13 protein-coding genes are annotated in these 18,275 nt (G+C 36.6%); 3 read left to right on the forward strand and 10 right to left on the reverse strand.

All coding sequences use genetic code 11. The features are described 5' to 3' along the window. From QMA08_RS06080 to QMA08_RS06110, 7 genes are all read right to left on the reverse strand, one after another. Positions 1-153 carry a DUF2496 domain-containing protein gene (locus QMA08_RS06080; RefSeq protein ID WP_076915489.1) on the reverse strand — a complete coding sequence of 51 codons (153 nt, stop codon included), beginning with the start codon at positions 151-153 and terminating at the stop codon, positions 1-3. After that, positions 137-418 (reverse strand): late competence development ComFB family protein, encoded by a 282-nt coding sequence (locus tag QMA08_RS06085; RefSeq protein WP_002958257.1) that lies wholly within the window; start codon positions 416-418, stop codon positions 137-139. Before QMA08_RS06085 ends, QMA08_RS06080 begins: the two co-directional genes overlap by 17 nt. 51 nt (positions 419-469) lie before the next feature. Further along, entirely contained in the window at positions 470-1,363 is an 894-nt protein-coding gene (locus QMA08_RS06090; RefSeq protein WP_290173956.1) for a histone deacetylase, read from the reverse strand. A 13-nt stretch (positions 1,364-1,376) separates the two neighbouring features. Next, complete coding sequence (locus tag QMA08_RS06095) at positions 1,377-1,985, reverse strand: primosomal replication protein (protein WP_002958255.1); 609 nt, start codon at positions 1,983-1,985, stop codon at positions 1,377-1,379. Position 1,986: 1 nt separating this feature from the next. Further along, the gene (locus QMA08_RS06100; protein WP_002958254.1) at positions 1,987-2,763 is read right to left on the reverse strand and encodes a TSUP family transporter; all 777 of its coding nucleotides are present in this window, start codon (positions 2,761-2,763) and stop codon (positions 1,987-1,989) included. After that, positions 2,763-4,838, reverse strand: a complete 2,076-nt coding sequence (dinG, locus tag QMA08_RS06105; protein ID WP_039484246.1) for an ATP-dependent DNA helicase DinG — start codon at positions 4,836-4,838, stop codon at positions 2,763-2,765. The genes QMA08_RS06100 and dinG overlap by 1 nt, the downstream gene beginning before the upstream one ends. 84 nt (positions 4,839-4,922) lie before the next feature. After that, positions 4,923-6,656, reverse strand: coding sequence for a tetratricopeptide repeat-containing sulfotransferase family protein (locus QMA08_RS06110; RefSeq protein ID WP_182721042.1), 1,734 nt, complete (start codon positions 6,654-6,656; stop codon positions 4,923-4,925). Positions 6,657-6,764: 108 nt separating this feature from the next. Between QMA08_RS06110 and QMA08_RS06115 the strand changes: the two genes are divergently transcribed. The 3 genes from QMA08_RS06115 to QMA08_RS06125 all read left to right on the forward strand — a co-directional run bounded on the left by QMA08_RS06115 (position 6,765) and on the right by QMA08_RS06125 (position 13,958). Next, the gene (locus QMA08_RS06115; RefSeq protein ID WP_182721043.1) at positions 6,765-9,104 is read left to right on the forward strand and encodes a DNA polymerase II; all 2,340 of its coding nucleotides are present in this window, start codon (positions 6,765-6,767) and stop codon (positions 9,102-9,104) included. Positions 9,105-9,382: 278 nt separating this feature from the next. After that, on the forward strand, positions 9,383-12,247 hold the full coding sequence (locus tag QMA08_RS06120) for a TonB-dependent receptor (protein ID WP_182721044.1): 2,865 nt from the start codon (positions 9,383-9,385) through the stop codon (positions 12,245-12,247). A gap of 58 nt (positions 12,248-12,305) precedes the next feature. Beyond that, complete coding sequence (locus QMA08_RS06125; protein ID WP_024597658.1) at positions 12,306-13,958, forward strand: tetratricopeptide repeat-containing sulfotransferase family protein; 1,653 nt, start codon at positions 12,306-12,308, stop codon at positions 13,956-13,958. 46 nt (positions 13,959-14,004) lie between these two features. Here the strand turns inward: QMA08_RS06125 and QMA08_RS06130 are convergent, their stop codons facing one another. The 3 genes from QMA08_RS06130 to QMA08_RS06140 form a co-directional block, all read right to left on the reverse strand. After that, positions 14,005-15,198, reverse strand: coding sequence for a DUF547 domain-containing protein (locus tag QMA08_RS06130; RefSeq protein WP_139015382.1), 1,194 nt, complete (start codon positions 15,196-15,198; stop codon positions 14,005-14,007). Between the two features lie 5 nt (positions 15,199-15,203). Next, complete coding sequence (locus QMA08_RS06135; RefSeq protein WP_182724943.1) at positions 15,204-17,000, reverse strand: putative 2OG-Fe(II) oxygenase; 1,797 nt, start codon at positions 16,998-17,000, stop codon at positions 15,204-15,206. A 63-nt stretch (positions 17,001-17,063) separates the two neighbouring features. After that, complete coding sequence (locus QMA08_RS06140; RefSeq protein ID WP_182721045.1) at positions 17,064-18,227, reverse strand: DUF547 domain-containing protein; 1,164 nt, start codon at positions 18,225-18,227, stop codon at positions 17,064-17,066. Between the last annotated feature and the right edge of the window lie 48 nt (positions 18,228-18,275).

An 18,275-nucleotide genomic window follows, 5' to 3' on the forward strand; every position in this document is an offset into this window, starting at 1 on the left:
TTATGACTTTTCTAGCTTCTTTTCAAAGTCGCTTTTAACTATTTCAAGTGCTTTAAGTACTTCTTCTGGAGCAACATCGTGTTGCTCTAGTATCATAATTAAATCTACTGCAAGTTTAATATGTGTAGGGGCCTGATCAAGTGGACTTGTCATTTAACTCTTTCTTTTTTGATATTTGGCTAATGGCAACATTTATTGCTGTTTGTACACGTTGTTCCATATGTATGCGTTCTGATTGCGGTAAATAAAACGCCATATCTACATCGTAGCGAATATATCGTGGCGGGAGCTGATTTAGTACCGTACAACAAAAGTCAGCCATTACATCTTCATCATATTTTTCATCAAGTTTAAGTTTGATAACTTCCTCGACTACAATCTTTTCGTAATAGTTGTGTATGTCTTCGTGTAATCGCATATTCCCACCGCTTTAAAATAATCCGTTTAACTGAGTCTATACTAAGGCTTACTATAAATCGATAGCGGCTTTAAATAGTTGTTTATGAACATTAATTAGTGAACTCAAATTACGCTGATAACCGCCACCTAAAGCGCACATTAGTGGGATTTGATGTTGCTTACAGAAGTTGAGAACAAACAAGTCGCGCTCATATACGCCATTGAGAGATACATCAAACAAGCCTAACTCGTCTTTTGTGTAAATATCAGCACCTGCATTATACAAAATAATATCGGGGTTATGAATACGCACGCAAAAATCGAGTGCTTGCTCTAATGTAGCAAGGTACTTAGCGTCGGTTGTTTTAGCGGGCAATGCAAAATCGTAGGTGGACTCTTGCTTATTACGAGGAAAATTTTGTTCACAATGAATTGAGCAGGTAATAATTTGGTCATGGTTTTGAGTGATTTGTGCTGTGCCATCGCCTTGGTGTACGTCGCAATCAAAAATTAAAACAGTGTCGGCTTGCTCTGTATTTATTAAATGTGCTGCTGCAATAGCTAGATCGTTAAAAATACAAAAACCGCTACCGTAATCACCGTATGCATGATGATAGCCACCACTTAAATTAGCCGAAAAACCATGTTTTAGCGCGTGTTCACTACTTTGGATGCTTGCCCCAACTGATAGTAATGTGCGCTCTACCAATTCATTTGAATAAGGGAAGCCCATTTTTTTTATGGCTTTATTGCTAAGAGTCCCATTTAAAAAGTTATTTATATAAGTTTGATTATGACATAGTGAAAGTTGAGATTTGGTTGCTTTTTTAGGCTCTTGAAAGTGAATAGCCGAAACACCTAGGTTTTCTATTTCGGTTTTAAGTAACTTATACTTTTGAATAGGGAATCGATGACGTTCTGGGAGTATAAGGTCTGAATACAATGGATGATAATAAAGCTGCATAGTAAAGTGCGCCTTAACGCAGCTGCTGTTTTTCTACTTGTTGAATTTTATCTTCGGTGGCAGAAATTGCTTTTCTGCAGCGGCCTAATCGAGCGTGTGTGCTTAATATTTCAAGGTTAAGCTTTTGTGCTTTAGCAGGCGAGGCTTTATCCATTTGCATTTTTCGCTCTTCAATCATGAGCACTAAACGGCGTTCAAACTCATGGTTTTGTTTTAATTCGTCGTAAAGCTCATGGGATGATTGCATTATTTTTTGCACAGCTTGCTTATAAACGGTTTGCTTAGGGCGTGGTTTATAATGGCTTTTGTTTTCTTTAACCCAAATAGGGGTAGATTTAATAACATTGAATACAGCTTGTATTTGAGCTGCAATACGTTCAAGCGCGTAGGTATAAGCATGGCGATGCTCGCTTGGCGGTAACCTCGAAACTTCATCTTCTATTTCTATTACGTAATCGACTAGGTTCATACTTTTGGTACTAAAAACTGCGCGGTCAAACAAGCTAGGTTGTGCTTGCATGTAACGATTTTTAGAAAAAAGTTTAGCTTTATCAAATTGCTCAGCTTGTTGTTTTAGCGTTGCAACTTGTTGACGTAGTTTATCTAAAGCCATTGAATGCATATTAAAAGTAAGCCTCGTAAATTAGTTTTAATGCTAAAAGTATAACCATAGTATTAAATACTGGGCGAATAAATTTGCTACCAAAGCGTATTGCTGAATGCGCCCCAAACCATGCGCCTAGCATAATAAAAAAGCCCATTGTTATGCCAAGTAAAAAGTTTACATGGCCGAGTGCAACAAAGGTAATTAAAGATATAAAGTTAGACACAAAGTTCATTGAACGCGCTAAGCCACAGTTGAGTAGCAGGTTCATTTTGTAAAGCATGCCATTAGAAGCAGTCCAAAAAGTACCCGTACCTGGGCCTGCTAAACCATCAAAAAAGCCTAATGCTAAACCTTGTAGCCATTGTTTTATTTTCATCGCTTTGTTTAGTTTAGGAAGTTCATCGCCTTCGGTAGTACTTAAATTACCAAATAAGCTATAGCCAGCAACTAAAATAATAATAATCGGGAGTAGTTTGTTTAAAAAATCGATACTTAAATGATCAACAATAACAGTACCTATCAATGCACCTATTGCGGTAGCAATAATAGAGGCAGCCCAAAACTTAGGACTAAATAAGTTCTTTTTATAGTATGTATAGCTTGCCGTTAACGAGCCAAAGCTAGCCGCTAATTTATTGGTGCCTAATGTTAAATGTGGAGGTAAGCCAGCAGTTAATAAAGCGGGTACAGTTAACATGCCACCGCCACCGGCGATAGCGTCTATAAAACCTGCGGCAAGTGCAACAGCACATAAAACAGCCCAGGTTGTTGGATCGAGTGCGAGTTCAAACATTAATAATCTATTTGTCTTTTAAAAGGTGGTAGGGTGTCGAGCATGGCTTTACCGTATCGCTTAGTAACTAAGCGTCTATCGAGAATAGTAATACAGCCTTCATCACTCTCTTTTCGCAGCAGTCTACCACAGCTTTGTACCAATTTCTTTGCGGCATCTGGCACGGTAATCGTTAAAAACGGGTTACCACCTTTGCTTTGTACAAATTCTGCTTGCGCTTCTTCTATTGGCGAAGTAGGTACAGCAAACGGAATTTTAGTAATTATTAGGTTCTCTAAATATTTACCTGGTAAATCAAGACCTTCCGAAAGGCTCTGGGTTCCAAATAAAATACTGCCTTTGCCTTCGTCTACATTTTTAGTGTGTAATTTAAGCAATGCTTCTCGCGACATCTCACCTTGTACTAATAAGTTAAAACCTTTTGTTCTAAGAAACTTTGTTACGTGGTCCATTTGCCAGTAAGAAGCGAATAGTACAAGGTTCGCTTTTTTATCATTTAGGTACTCAGGTAAAGTTTTAGCTAGGTGATCACTAAAGTCTTTATCGGTAGGTTCTACTTTAGATACCGGAATACGTAAAGTGGCTTGTTTTGGGTAATCAAAAGGAGAAGGTACTTTAATAAATTTAACGCCTTCTTCTTTAGCAAGCCCTGTTTCGTAAGCAAAGTGATCAAACGAGCCCAGTGCACTTAATGTCGCAGAGCACAAAACAGCGCCCGCGCATTCTCGCCACAATTTATCTTTTAGGTAATAACCGACCTCGATAGGGCAGTCGCTTAATAAGTGGTCGTGATGGCTTTTATATTCAAGACGTTTTATCCACCGTGCATGGGGAGCACCTTCGCCTTTTTTTGCGTAACTAAACCATAGTTTGTTTAGTTGCTCTAACCGGTTTATATATTGCCCGCTTTCGCCTAGTATTGGGTCGGCAACGTAAGGTTTTATATCGCCGTCGCTTACATCTTGGGTAAGGGTGTCGTGCATTTTGTTTAAACAGCGCAGCGCATCTTGCGTGGCTTCGCTTATGTCTTTTGCTTTACTGTGCAGCGATTGTGGAATTTCACCGTGCTCAAAGCGATAAGTATCGTCTTTCGAATATTCAAAGTCAGCATTATCGAGAATATCGCGAACTACTTTTAAATCTTTATTCGCGTCATTAATACTGTCGCAAAGTTTAAAGTTTTGGCCAATGGCTCTTTGCCCCACTAAAACCTTTGCCATTTTTCCGCTAAACTTGGTGAGCTTATCAAGCCATTCTATTGTACCTTTAATTGTTGCTGCGGCCGATGAAAAGTCGCGTGTTATATGTGCTAAATGATGCGCTTCATCAATTACATAAATGGTGTTGTCGGGCTCGGGTAAAATTTTACCGCCGCCTAGGTCTAAATCGGCAAGTAATAAAGAGTGATTAATTACCAGCACATCCATTTGCATTAATTGATTACGAGCAAGCTGAAACGGACACGTTTGATGGGCCTTCATTTGGCGTTGGCATGAATGTTTATCGCACGCTATTAAGTTCCACACTCTATCGGGTACGGTATCGGCCCAGCTGTCTCTATCGCCTTGCCATTTTTTATTCACATATGCGTTATATAGCTCATTCAAACACTTGGTTTCCATTGCGCTCAATGGTGAAGTAAGCGTTGGCATAAAGTCCATTTGTGTTTGACTATCGCCGTTTACAGCATTATGTAATTTGTGAGCGCAAATATAACGATGGCGACCTTTTACCAAATCAAATTTAAAGTCGAGGCCTGAATGCTTTTTAAAAAATGGGAGCTCTTTTGCTATTAATTGTTCTTGCAGTGCAACGGTTGCGGTAGAAATAACTAGCTTCTTTTTTTGCGCTAAGGCAAGAGGCAACGCGCCTAAACAATAGGCAAGAGACTTACCGGTACCGGTGCCTGCTTCAATTACGCAAATGCGCTGCTTTTTATGGTATTCGCCAGCAAGTGTTTTTGCTATTTCGGCTACAAGATAATTTTGACTGCTACGAGGGCGATAATCTTTTAGGTTACTAGCCACATGCTGGTGTACTTGCCTAATTGTTTTTTTTAGTGAGTCAGAAAGCATGGGATGATTTACCTAAAGTATGTATATAATTACAGTGCTATGGATTTTAGAGTTATAAGAGTGTAACTACAAGCAGCTTGTTTACTAATTTAGCCTATTAAGCAGTGGCGTTAGATGATTTGCATATTTTTTCCAGTCAGTCAGCGCTTCTTTGTAAATTGGCTTACGTACTTGTTCTGAACTGGGAGTTAAAACAGGGCGTTGGTTATTATAAAACTCATAACACGCTTGCTCTACTACTAAATTGCAATGTTCAAATAAATCATTAACCGTTTCAGTGAAGTTGTTTATTAAGCTTTCATAATTAATTGTATATATTTCGTCAGGATATACGCTATGCCAATGTGTCATCAGCTTATAATATTCATTCATGTAGTGAGCTAAATCTTCCTGATCGTAGCTATAACTATGGCCTTGTGAAAATGAGTGCTTATAAAGGCTCCATGCAGTCGCTTTTTTATCTCGTTGTACATCGATTATTTTTGCATTAGGGAATAAAGTTTTGATAAGAGCAATATGTTGAAAGTTGACTGGTTGTTTATCAATAAAGTAAGGCTTGTTATTGCGAAAAGGTTCAATGAATTTTAAGTAGCGTTTGGCTAATGTTGCCAAGTGCTCTTGAGTCAAACTATTTAGCTTATAAGGTACGTTGCTTTTTATCTGAAGGTTTTCTAACTCTACTGCAATAGAATTGATTTCTGATAATTCATAGCTAGCGTCAACATGGCTATGCGATGCCAGTATTTGCTCAATAAGTGTAGAGCCACTTCTAGGCAAGCTTACAATAAATATCAGCTGGACTTCATTTTCGGTTGAGGAATGTACTGTATTGGCTACTTTTTTGGTTAGGTATTTTTTACAGCGCTCATTAAAGTCATTAGTAATGTAAGGGGTAAGTGACTTTTGTAAATCGTTACTTATTCTTAGCTGCAAAAAGGCATCTTCGTATCTGCTATGTTGTTCATATGCTTTAGCTAAAGCAAAGTGAAGTTGTGCTCTATTTAATTTATTTGAGTCTATTGTTATCTGCTGTTCTAAATTAGCTATATTGAGCTGAGTGAAAGTATATGTTTTTAAGTTTGCTAAGTTCCAATAGGCTTCGCCGATATGGGGAGCTAGTTTTATTGTTTTGCAATAGTACGCAATAGCACTTTGGTTATTGCCAATTATCTTTTCTATGTTTCCAAGTCTTAAATTGCAATATGCGGGGTAATAATTTTTATTTAACAAAGATTGGTAATTTAGAGATGCATTTTTGAAGTCCATCATTTTTACATAGGCAGCAGCGAGTAAACTTTGGGATTTTGGTAGTAAAGTAACTAATGTGGTCGACCTATTATAAAAGGAGATTAGTTCTAAATATTGCTTTGTATTAAATAATGCTTCAATGTGCGCATCATAAGCGGCTGATTTTGTGCTATTTATATTTATATTATGAGAAGTAATAGCCAAATACGTTTTTAAGTCGTTTGCCTGAAAAGCTATTTTACTTAATAACACTAAAACACGGTATTCATTCGCTACAAGCTTGAGCAACTCATGGGCAATGTTTTCTGCTGGTTTTAATTCTTTGTTTAATAGATGCTGATTCGCTTTATCTAAACGTTGGTTAAACCAAGCAATCATCTCATATTGTTTAATGGCTTGTTGGTATTGCTCTTGCTCTTTTAACTGTCGATGTACTTGGGCTAATACTTGCCAAGCTTGATGGTGCTCTGGTGCAGTTTGAATTAAAGATAATATTATTTTTTTGGCTTGTTGAAGCTTGTTTTGTTGAAGGAGATTATTAGCGTGTTGGATAATTTCAGAAGGGCTCATTGAATGCTCATATTATTTTTTCTTAAGACTAACTTAGAAAGAAATAAAATATAACCTGCTTTACAAATTTTATTTTTGTCGTTTTTTATTACAAGGCTTATTTCATTAATGCACTTAGACTCGGGGTTTATTCTCTCTACAGAAACAGTTGATTCACCTTTGGGCGTAAGTTTTGTTATTTGGCTTTTAACAGAAAAAGGGCCATTAAAAGCAATTAGCTTACCAGAGTCAGTTGTTTTTTTTATCAAGTTAAAGGATAAAGCGACGGTAGAAAAAGTACTGCGGCTCTCAGATGTTTCTTTTGAAATTGTCCCTGTAGAATTAAAAGATTTTCAGCAGGGGACTGTGGCTGGTTGCTACTTTAAATCACTTAAACATTACTACAATGCGTTAAAAGCTCTAAGCGCAGAGGGCATTGTGACATACGAAGATGACATACGCCCTATAGATCGCTTTTTAATGGAGCGATTTATTAAAGGCTCCACATGGGTGAGAGGAGATATTACACATAAAGACGGATATAGGCTGTTAACCAATTGCCAATTTAAAAATAACCCAGATGTAAATCCTAAGTTTAAAACAGTTTCTTTAGACATCGAGTGCAATGGAGAAGGGGTATTATTTTCCATTGGTTTGGTCGGTCATGGCATTGATTGTGTATTAATGATTGGCAGTCCTATTAAATATAGTGATGCAATTGAAATAATATGGTGTGTTGATGAAATCGATCTTTTACAAAAATTACAGCACTTTATAGCAAAAACAGATCCAGATCTTATTATTGGTTGGAACGTCATTGAGTTTGATTTTTCTGTTCTTCACTCCAGAGCTGAAACTCTAGGTATAGAATTGCGTCTTGGACGTAATAACGAAAAAATAAAATTACGAGTAGGCCATTATACTCGATTAACTATACCAGGAAGAGTTGTTATAGACGGTATAGACACGTTAAAAAATGCGACCTACCACTATGATAGCTTTAGCCTGTCAAATGTAGCTGCTAAGGAGCTTGGTGAGAAAAAGTACATCAGTTCAAGTGACCAGCTAGCAGAAATTGAACGCCAATTTAATGATAATAAGTTATCCCTTGCGAAATACAATAGACAAGATTGCGTACTGGTTCTACGTATTTTTAACAAATTAAATTTACTTGATTTTGCTGTTGTTAGGAGTCAATTAACGGGGCTTGAACTTCATAGAATGGGCGGTTCAGTCGCTTCATTTGTTAACCTTTATCTGCCCTTACTTCACCGAAGTGGTTATGTTGCACCTAATTTAGGAGATCATGGCTTAAGTTTTGATAGTCCTGGAGGGTATGTAATGTCTTCAAAACCGGGGTTTTATAAAAATGTACTTGTACTCGACTTTAAAAGCTTATATCCATCAATTATGCGTACTTTTTGTATAGACCCTCTTGGTTTAATTGAGGGGTTGCTCAATCCAAAAGATGCAATTCCAGGATATAATAATGCACTTTTTTCAAGACATAAAAATCATTTACCAGCCCTTATAAAAACTCTATCAATAACAAGACAAGAAGCAAAAGATAGCCAAAAACCTATGTTATCGCAGGCTATAAAAATTATTATGAATAGCTTATATGGAGTGCTTGGTTCTCGGGGATGTCGCTTTTACGATCCACGTCTTTCAAGTTCAATCACACTACGTGGGCACGATATAATGCAAACCACAAAAAAATGGATAGAGGAGTGTGGGTACAATGTAATTTATGGCGATACAGATTCAATATTCATTACTTTGGATGACGGTTTGAATACGCTTCAATGCGATGAAATCGGTAAACAATTAGCTATTAATATCAATCAACAGTGGGTACAAGAAATTAGTCAGAAACACGACTTAGAGAGCTTTTTGGAGATTGAATTTGAAACCTTATACAGTCCTTTTTTTATGCCTACAATTAGGGGGAAAACGATGGGCTCTAAAAAACGATATGTAGGTCAAAAAATTAATAAAAATCACAATGAGCTAGTATTTAAAGGTGTTGAAGCAGTTCGAAGTGATTGGACTGAGTTCGCTCAAGAATTTCAAGTAGAGTTGTTTGAAACTTTGTTCAGTAGTGACTATAAAATAAGCCTTTTAGAGGAGTTAGTTAATTCTTACTCTAGGCGTTTACAAAATGGAGAATTTGACGATAAATTAATTTATAGAAAAAGGTTAGGACAAAATTTAACTGAATATAAAAAGAATATTCCACCACATGTCCAAGCAGTTAAAAAATATAAAGCCCAGAACCCAAACTTTGAGGTGAAACGAGGGCAAATTATAGAGTATGTTTACACATTTGATGGACCAGAGCTCAGTGATACAAATAAAAGACTGAATTATCCTTTGTATATAAAAAAACAATTAGACCCAATAGCCGAAATGATTTTTAGTGCTATGGAAGTGACGCTATCAAAGAGCACTCAAACCTCTCTCTTTTAAGTTACCGTAAGCTAAAAGTTAACCTTTGTGAATTCAATCCCCCCTTTTTTATAATTTCCCTTAATGCAGTAATGGCGCTATTTAATAATACCAATGTAAATTTTTTGATTTTAAAATTGTAATGCTTTAGCTTTGAAAGTGTTGGTAATTAACAATAAGTTAATTTTATGTTGACCGCATTGTATTGCTGGTATTATCATAACGTATGATTACCATTTATTAACAAATGGTAATCAAGCAAAAAATATAAAAAATATAAAGTATTCTGGGAGAATCGAATGTTAAATAATAAAGTTTCAAAAGCAGTTCGCTTAGCGATAGCTTTCGGTACAGCTTCAACAGCTGCTTTTTCAGCAAGTTCGTTTGCTGCTGATGAAGAAAAAGTTGATAAGGTTGAACGAATTGAAGTTACTGGTTCACGTATCAAACGTACAGATATGGAAACAGCTAGCCCAGTGCAAGTAACAACTGCTGAAGAAATTGCTGTTGCAGGTTTTACTCGTGTTGAAGACATGATGAATAGCTTACCGCAACTAGAAGCGTCTAATACTTCTTTCCAATCAAATGGTGCTTCGGGAACTGCAACTCTTGATTTACGTGGTATGGGTCCTCAGCGTACTCTTGTTCTTGTAAACGGTCGTCGTATGCAAGCTGGTGGTATTTACACACAATCAGCGGATATTAACCAAATTCCTGCCGCGCTAATTAAACGCGTAGATGTAATGACTGGTGGTGGTTCATCTACTTACGGTGCAGACGCTGTTGCTGGTGTTGTAAACTTTGTAATGAACGATCAGTTTGAAGGTTTTGAAGTTAATGTAGGTACAACTGCTTACCAACATAATAACGATAATGAATACATGCAAGGCCTAATGGATGATGCTGGCTTTGAATATGAAGAAGGTAATACGGGTCTTGATGGCGCGTCATTTGATTTTGCAGCGACCCTAGGTGGTGCATTTGATAGTGGTAGGGGTCATGCAGTAGCTTACTTTACTTACAACAGACAAAATGAATTACGCCAAGGTGCACGTGACTACTCATCTTGTGCTCTAAATGCTGCTGGTACAGCTTGTGGTGGTTCAGGTAATGCTGTTAACCCTAACTTTTATATCTCAGCTCCTAACGCTGACGGTGTTGTAGACTTTGGTGAAGGCCAGTACGAATACTGGACTCTAGGTCAAGATAGCAGCTTTATTCCTTCAGTTGGTAATACATATAACTACGCGCCAATTAACCACTTTATGCGTCCTGATGAACGTCATACATTAGGTATGTTTGCTAACTACGAAATCAATGATAGCTTCCGTCCGTTCATGGAAGCAATGTTTATGCGTAACCGCACTACAGCGCAGATTGCTGAGTCTGGTACGTTCTTTAATGATAATTACTCAATTGATTTTGATAGCCCATTATTAAATGATACACAACGTGCACAACTAACTGAGCGCTTTGGATTGACTTCTGGTGATCAGTTTGCAACTTATATTGGTAAGCGTAACGTTGAAGGTGGCCCTCGTGCAGACAGCCTTGAACATAACTCTTTCCGTTTAGTATTAGGTAGTAAAGGCGAAATTAACGACCTTTGGTCTTACGAAGCATTTGCTCAATACGGTTCAACTTCATCTTCTTCAGCATATGAAAATGATTTCTTTGGTCCGCGTATAATCACCGCTTTATCAGCAAATGGTGAAGATTGTAGCGCGACTTCTGGTTGTATTCCGTACGATGTTTTTCAGTTTGATGGTGTAACAGAAGAAGCTGCACAGTCACTTACTGGTACGGCAATCTTGAACGGTGTTACTGAGCAATTGATTGTAAGTGGTTTTGTTACTGGCGAATTCGATTTCTCACTTCCATCTTCAGAGTACCCAGTTGCTGCAGTATTTGGTGCAGAGTATCGTGAAGAAACATTCAGTAGAACAGCTGATGAAGTATATGCACAAGGTCTATTACTAGGCCAAGGTGGTACTACTAAGAGTTTAAATGGTGGTTATCAAGTACGTGAAGTGTTTGGTGAGCTTAGCCTACCAATCGTTGAAGATTTACCATTAGTTGAAAGTTTACTTGTTGAATTAGGCTACCGTTGGTCAGACTATAGCACTTCAGGTGCTGAGCCGACTTATAAAGTGGCAATGAACTGGGATGTAACTAGCGATTGGAAAATTCGTTCAAGCTACAATCGTGCAGTTCGTGCAGCAAACAATGGTGAGTTATTTGCTCAACAAAGCACTGGTTTATGGGCCGGTACTGATCCATGTGCTGGTACACCAAGCCTAACAGCTGCTGAGTGTGCAAATACAGGTGTTTCTGCAAGTCAGTATGGCAATGTAGGTAAGAGCCCTGCGGATCAATATAATGCTCTGTTTGGTGGTAATCCAGATTTATCTCCAGAAATTGCTGATACTATTACTTTAGGTGTTGTTGGTAACCCATTTGAAAACTTCAACTTCTCAATCGATTACTGGGATATTGAACTTGAAGACGCGATTGGTAATATTGACCCAGAAATTCTAGTTACACAATGTGGTAAAAGCGGCGCGGCTGTATTTTGTGATAACGTAGACCGTACACCTGGTAGTGGTAGCCTTTGGATAGGTTCTGGCCAAGTTGTTGCTACAAATACTAACTTAGGTAATATCCATTACGAAGGTATCGATTTAAGCGCAAACTACGATATGGAAATTGCTGAAGGTACATTAAAAACTAGTATCATTGGTACCTACATGTTAACTAAGGAATTTGATAATATTCCTGGTGTAAGTGAAGTATATGACTGTGTTGACTCATTAGATAACGGTTGTTTCCCTCAACCAGAATGGCGTCATGTTGTATCTGCTAGCTACGACACGGGCAGCTGGTGGAGAGCTACTGCTAAATGGCGTTTCTTCAGCGGTGTAAACGATTACACTGGTGCTGATACATTAGTACAAGACGACGGTATTAGCTCACAAAGCTATATTGACCTTAAAGGTACATTTACTATTAATGATTACACGTCTTTATTAGTAGGTGTTAACAACGTTATGGATAAAGAGGCACCTCTAGTTGGTGGTTCATTATCAACAAACGCAAATGCTATTGCTGGTTACTACGATTCGTTAGGTCGTTACTTCCATGCGAGCCTTTCATTAAAATTCTAATTTGAATTAATTAATGTATATTAAGCGAGCTTAGGCTCGCTTTTTTTATGGGGAAAAAATGAAATCGGTAAAAGAAAGTTTACTGTTTGCAATACAGCAATTGAATAGTGGAAAGATTGTGGCAGGAAAAGCAACCCTAGAAGGTTTATGCGACAACCCTGAAGTTAATGAGCAAGCTTTAGCTGTATTGTTTAAAGTAGCTATGAATGAAGGAGATTTACTAAAAAGTAAGGAAGTTTGTAGAAGACTCATTTCAATAGTCCCCAAAAAATTCGATTATGTAAATACTCTTTGTCAGTTATATGCCGCCAGTAATGAATTCTCTTTAGCAATAGACTTACTTAAAAAATACACTGAAATAGTACCGGATAGCGCAATGTCGTATTTTCAATTGGGTGAAATGGCAAAAAAAGATGGCAATGGTATTCTTGCAAGTACATCTTTCTTAGCAGCTATCGAGCTTGGTTACCACGACATATATACCGCTTATGTGGAGTTAGCATCCGTCTACTCTGAGCTTTTAATTGATTATGGGACTGCGACTAATTATTTACAGCAGGCAATTACAGTTGAACCAAATAAAATTAATGCCTATTTTAATCTTGCTAATATATATGAGCAGCTTGGTGATAAGCAAAACTGTTTAAAGAGCTTTAATCAGGTATTAAAGATAAATCCTTTATATGGTCTGGCGCATGCGAGAATTGCTGATATACAAACATTTAATAAAAAAGAAGCGTTAGAATACGAACTAAAAAGCCTATCTATTTTAGAAGCTACAGAAGATGATGTATTAAAAGCTGATATGTATTATGCGCTTGGGAAAGCCTTTGACGATAGCAAAGATTATGAAAAATCATGGTCTTATTATACTAAAGCCAATAGTTTTAATCGAAAATATATCCCGCAATACAACAGGGTTGATATCGAACATCAAGTAAGTAACACACTAGCAAGAGAGCTTAGTAACGTAAAAAGTAAGACTGGCGATATTTTTCCAATTATTATTTGTGGCATGTTTAGGTCTGGTTCAACCTTAATAGAACAAATAATTTGCACTTCTGAGGTGATTAGCAATGGAGGAGAGATTGATTACTTGCATAAGCAACTATTCAATCTAATTGATAAGCCTAAAGTGCTGTCAAGCACGGTTAACTCAACATTATTTCAGCAAGGTTATGAGAAAGAATTAAAGTTAAGAGCGGGAAAAAGTAGTCTTGTTACTGATAAACGGCCTGAGAACTACTTATACATTGATATAATTAAAATGATGTACCCTGAAGCAAAAGTTATTTGGACACAGCGCGATATTAGAGATAACAGTTTATCAGCTTACTTTCAACATTTAGGCCCAAGTTTGAATTATGCGACCGCACTGAATGATACAGTGCACTATCATAAAGCGCAGCAGCGTGTTAAAGCACATTGGCTAAAAAAGTATCCTAATGATATTTTTACAGTCAATTATGATGAACTTGTTTCAAAGCCCGAGGGGGTATTATTGCCTCTGTTCGAATTTTTAGGCGTAAAATATCAAGGTGAAAGCGGTTTATTTCATCAACAAAAAAATATTGTAAGTACTGCTAGTGTTTGGCAGGTGAGAAAGCCTCTTTATACATCTTCATCGGGAAGATATAAAAATTTCAGTAGATATATTAAAGAAAGCTTATCTATTTCTGATTTTGAAGAGTTTAATAATGTATTAGATTAATCACTGAGAGTATTCAGCACTCAATAGAGCGCTGAATACAATTTAATTATTTAGTGGGTAAGTCTTTTATTTTAACACTACTACTATTGATTTTTTTCTTGAGACGAAGCTGATTAATTTTGTCTAATACAGCAGGTGAAAAGCGAGATTGAGAGCTAACTTTAGAGGATAACATATCGCTTAGGAAGCTAAGATTCATAGCGCCTGCACCAGGCACGTTACTATTGCCTACTACAGCATTTAGTAAGGCCGCTTTGTTGGTGGCATTACCCTCACCAAATGAGCGCTCAGTGCCGTATATGTCGGTTACATTCCAGTCCTCAATAGCTAGAATTAATTCTTCCGAATCTTCTACTTGTGAGTTAATAGAAGAATCAGAATAGTTTAAAATATGCTTTAGTAGATCGTTCTCAAAGTCAGGAAATAAAATTTTTGCTTGATCATAAAAAATAGAAACGTTTAGACGATTTCTTTTAACTTGAACGCCTCGGTTGGAGTTTACAAACTCTTCAGCATTACCTGAAAGTTGTTTATATACCTTATCAGCTGTGTAAGCTTCGTTACGTAAATTCGGACTTCCGATTATCCCTTGATAGAAGCCATACATTACTATTTTCTTATTCCCAAATTTCTTAAAAACGATATCATGTTGAATATTATTAAGTGACAAGGTATGGCCTGAAACATTTATAAATTTATCGTTTAGTATTGAGCTTTCACCTTCGAGTAATTTTTTTGCATTTCGAACTGGGTAATGTTCAATTAACTTTTCAATAATGGCTGTATTATATAAGTTTAGCCAATAAGCTAATTGCTCATCTAAGGTTAATGCGTTTAAAGGGACTTCTTCAGGTACTTTTTCTAGGCTTTGGCGAATTACTTTAAAACCTAGCTTAATATCCGATTTTACAACTTCTTCGAAATAAAAGCGGTTAGCCTCTAAAGCCGTATCTCTGTCTCTATTAGACCGTAACCTTGTGCCATTACCTACTATTGGTTTTAGAATAGTCCTATCAGATAAGCCCATGTCAATAACGGTTAACTCTAGAAGTTGGTCTAGGTCTTCATAAGATATGCTTATATCCCTATTTAAGCCAAAATCTGAAAACTCTTCGGGTAAAGAGAATTCTTCAGCTTTCACTGGAATAAAAACAATAGCGATTATAAGTAGCAAGCATTTTATCATGATCAATCCTTTGTTTTTGTTTATTTTTATAGCACTAGTTTGAATTTCAATCAACTAGATTAACCAATTGGCATAATATCGCTAGGTATTGTTAAGCGAGGTCTATCGCTTTTAAGCTCATTTGTGCCATGCCAAATATAGCTAGGAAAAATGATAATTTGTCCACTTTCAGGGCATATCTCGCGATCTATTGATTCTCTTTTTCCTAGATCAAGACATGTTTCTCCTAACTTTAACCAGCCATTTTTAAGTGGATCATTTTTACTCATTTCATCAGGTATAGAAATATAGCTGGGTGCTGACAACCAACCGTGAGGATGAATATGATTGGCATGATATCCTCCATTTTCTAGTTTTACTGACCAGCTGCCTTTGGCAGTAAAGTTTAGGCTATTTCTTGCCGTTAATGGGTGCATACTATCTGCTGGTAAATCATTTAAGTAAGTAGATATACATGACTCCATTGACTGCTTAAATAATGAGAGTAACGTATTTGAGCGATAGAGTAAGTGTCCTTCAGTTTGACTTCCTCTTCTAACACTTTGGTCAAGCGGGTCTTGTTCTTTAGTGTGTAGAGTAAGTAATAGTTCCTTGAGTTCCTTCCCAAAAGAGTCAAACGACTTGTAGCCTTTAGGCGTAGGTAGAGCCATTGTTTTAACAAACATATCGTAATTAGTTAACCAATGATATTTATCGTCTTTAGCTAAGCGCCAAGCTGTGGATAAATAAGCCCAGATTTCTTGATTAAAAGGGTTGTGTTTAACTGCAGTGTTTAAGTGCAATATTGCTTTTTTATATTCAAAATTTTCAATACAGTAGTTTGCCAAATCTACACTATATCTTGCTGATTGGGGAGCCTGTGATACAAGCTCATCTAATATAATGAATGCTTTATCACTTTGCCCATGCTTACCTAAAATGATGCCATGAGCATGTTTTATGTCTAAGTTATCAGGGAAGAGCCTAATTGCTTGTGAAGATACATCAAGGGCTTGATTAAAATCTTTAAAATGTAAAAGCTGAGCTAGTTGTGATTGAACTAGTTGTGGGTTTTTAGCATGATTTAAGAATGTACTATTGTAGGAGCTCATAAGGGCTGATTTGTTTGCACGATCCCAGTATAATTTATTTAAACACTCATGTGCAGGTATATAGTTAGGAGCCTGTTCAAGACATCGTTTTAAATACTGCTCTGAGAGCTCAAACTTTAGTAAATCATAGTAAGTACAGCCAATCAAAAAGTTAACCTCGGGGCTATACTTGTTCTGCTTATCGCTTAGCATTAAAAATATATCTAAAGCATTGTCAAATTTACCCATATTGCGAAAATTACAAGCACGTTTATATTTAAATAAAAATTGATTTTTTAAATCGGCAGGTAAAGACAGATAATAGCTTTCAACTAATTCTAAGTCACCCAAACGTTCTAGTAATTCAAGCTTTAACCAGTGATATCTCTCTTTTAAGGTTTCATCAGATACGGTTTTAGAAAGTTCCTTTTTTGCTTGTAACAACTGGTTGGTTTTGATCAAGCTTTCTATAAAATTCAGAGATACCTTTTTGCTTAATGCCAAATATCTTGTGTTTTTTAAAAAGTTTAAACATAACGAATGTTTAGCAGTTCTGCACAGCAAGTTTGTATAGTTTTCAATTAGAGGGAGGGATGAAGGAAACTTATTTACTGCGTAAGAATATGTTTGTTCGGCATTTTCATTTTGGTTAAGTGCGCTATATGTAGCGGCAAGTAAAATATACCAATCAACAGTTTTAATATCACATTTGTTTAAAAAAAGAATAGCTTGGTTATATTGGCGTGAATTATAAGCAGCGAGCGCAGAGTTAAGAAAGTTAGACATAAAACACCCTATTTTTCGTACCATGTTAACAGGGTGTTTTTTAAAGTTAAATAATAAAATTTATTAAAGGTCTTTTATTTTTACAGAGCCACTATTATCAGTTTCTTTTAGCTTGAGAGCTCTAATTTTTTCGAGCATTTCTGGAGAAAAGCGGCCAAAGTCCATCGTTTTCTCCGAAATAGAATTAGATAAAAAGCTTATGTTAACAGCACCTAGTCCTGAACCTGCGCCATCAGCTCCTATTGGTTTTGATGAGTTATTTGCAACAGCATTGAGCATGGCGGCAGGATTTGTTGACGCTGCGCCACCAAACTTTCGCTCTGTGCCATAAATATCAGTGATTCTCCAATCTTCAATACCTATTTTAAAGCTCTTAGCATATTTTATATCAGAGCTCATTGGCGGGTTTGCATAGTCTTTTAGGTGCTCTCGTAAATCTTTCTCGAAGTTTTCGAATAATGGTTTAACTTGCTCATAGTACTTAGAAGCATAAAGGCGATTTTTTCGCTTGATACTAGTTCCTCTATTTGAATTGACGAATTCTTCAGCGTTTTCAACTAATTGATGATAAACCTTGTTTCCTTTATATGCTTCGGCACGAATGTTAGGACTTCCTATATTTCCTTGATAAAACCCATACATAACTATTGGTTTTTTTATACCAAACTTTTTAAAAACAATATTTTGTTGTATATCGTTTAAAGAAAGTTTATGGCCAGCAACATTTAAAAACTCATCCTCTAAAATTGAATTGCTGCCAAAGAGTAAATCTTCTGTATCGCGAATAGGATAGTGTGTGATTAGTTTTTCTAACATGGCTGTATTGTAAAGGTTTAACCAATAAGCAAGTTGCTCATCAAGGCTGAGTTCGTTAAGTGAGATTTCATTTGGCAGACTTTCTAGGCTAACTCTGATCTTATAAAAACCGTCTTTAATCTCTGATTTTGTTACTTCTTCAAAGAAGAAACGATTTGCTTCTAATGCTGTGTCGTTATTTTTATGCGACTTCATTCTTGTACCGATGGAGGCTTGAGAATTTAGTTTGGAACGATCTGATGCTCCAGTATCAATTACAGTAAAACTTAGAAGAGTATCTAAGTCATCATATGAGACAGTAATATCTCTATTTAAACTAAAATCTGAAAATTCTTCCGGAAGCTCTTTTAAGTCAGCGAAAGCCGAGAATGAGATAGTGAGTATTAAAATACATACGAGGCGAGTTTTCATAGCAATTCCTTTGTTTGTTAGGAACACCATAATCTACAAATGTTAATT

This window comes from Pseudoalteromonas sp. APC 3355 (assembly GCF_030407615.1).
In the GTDB taxonomy this organism is placed as follows: Bacteria; Pseudomonadota; Gammaproteobacteria; order Enterobacterales; family Alteromonadaceae; genus Pseudoalteromonas; species Pseudoalteromonas distincta.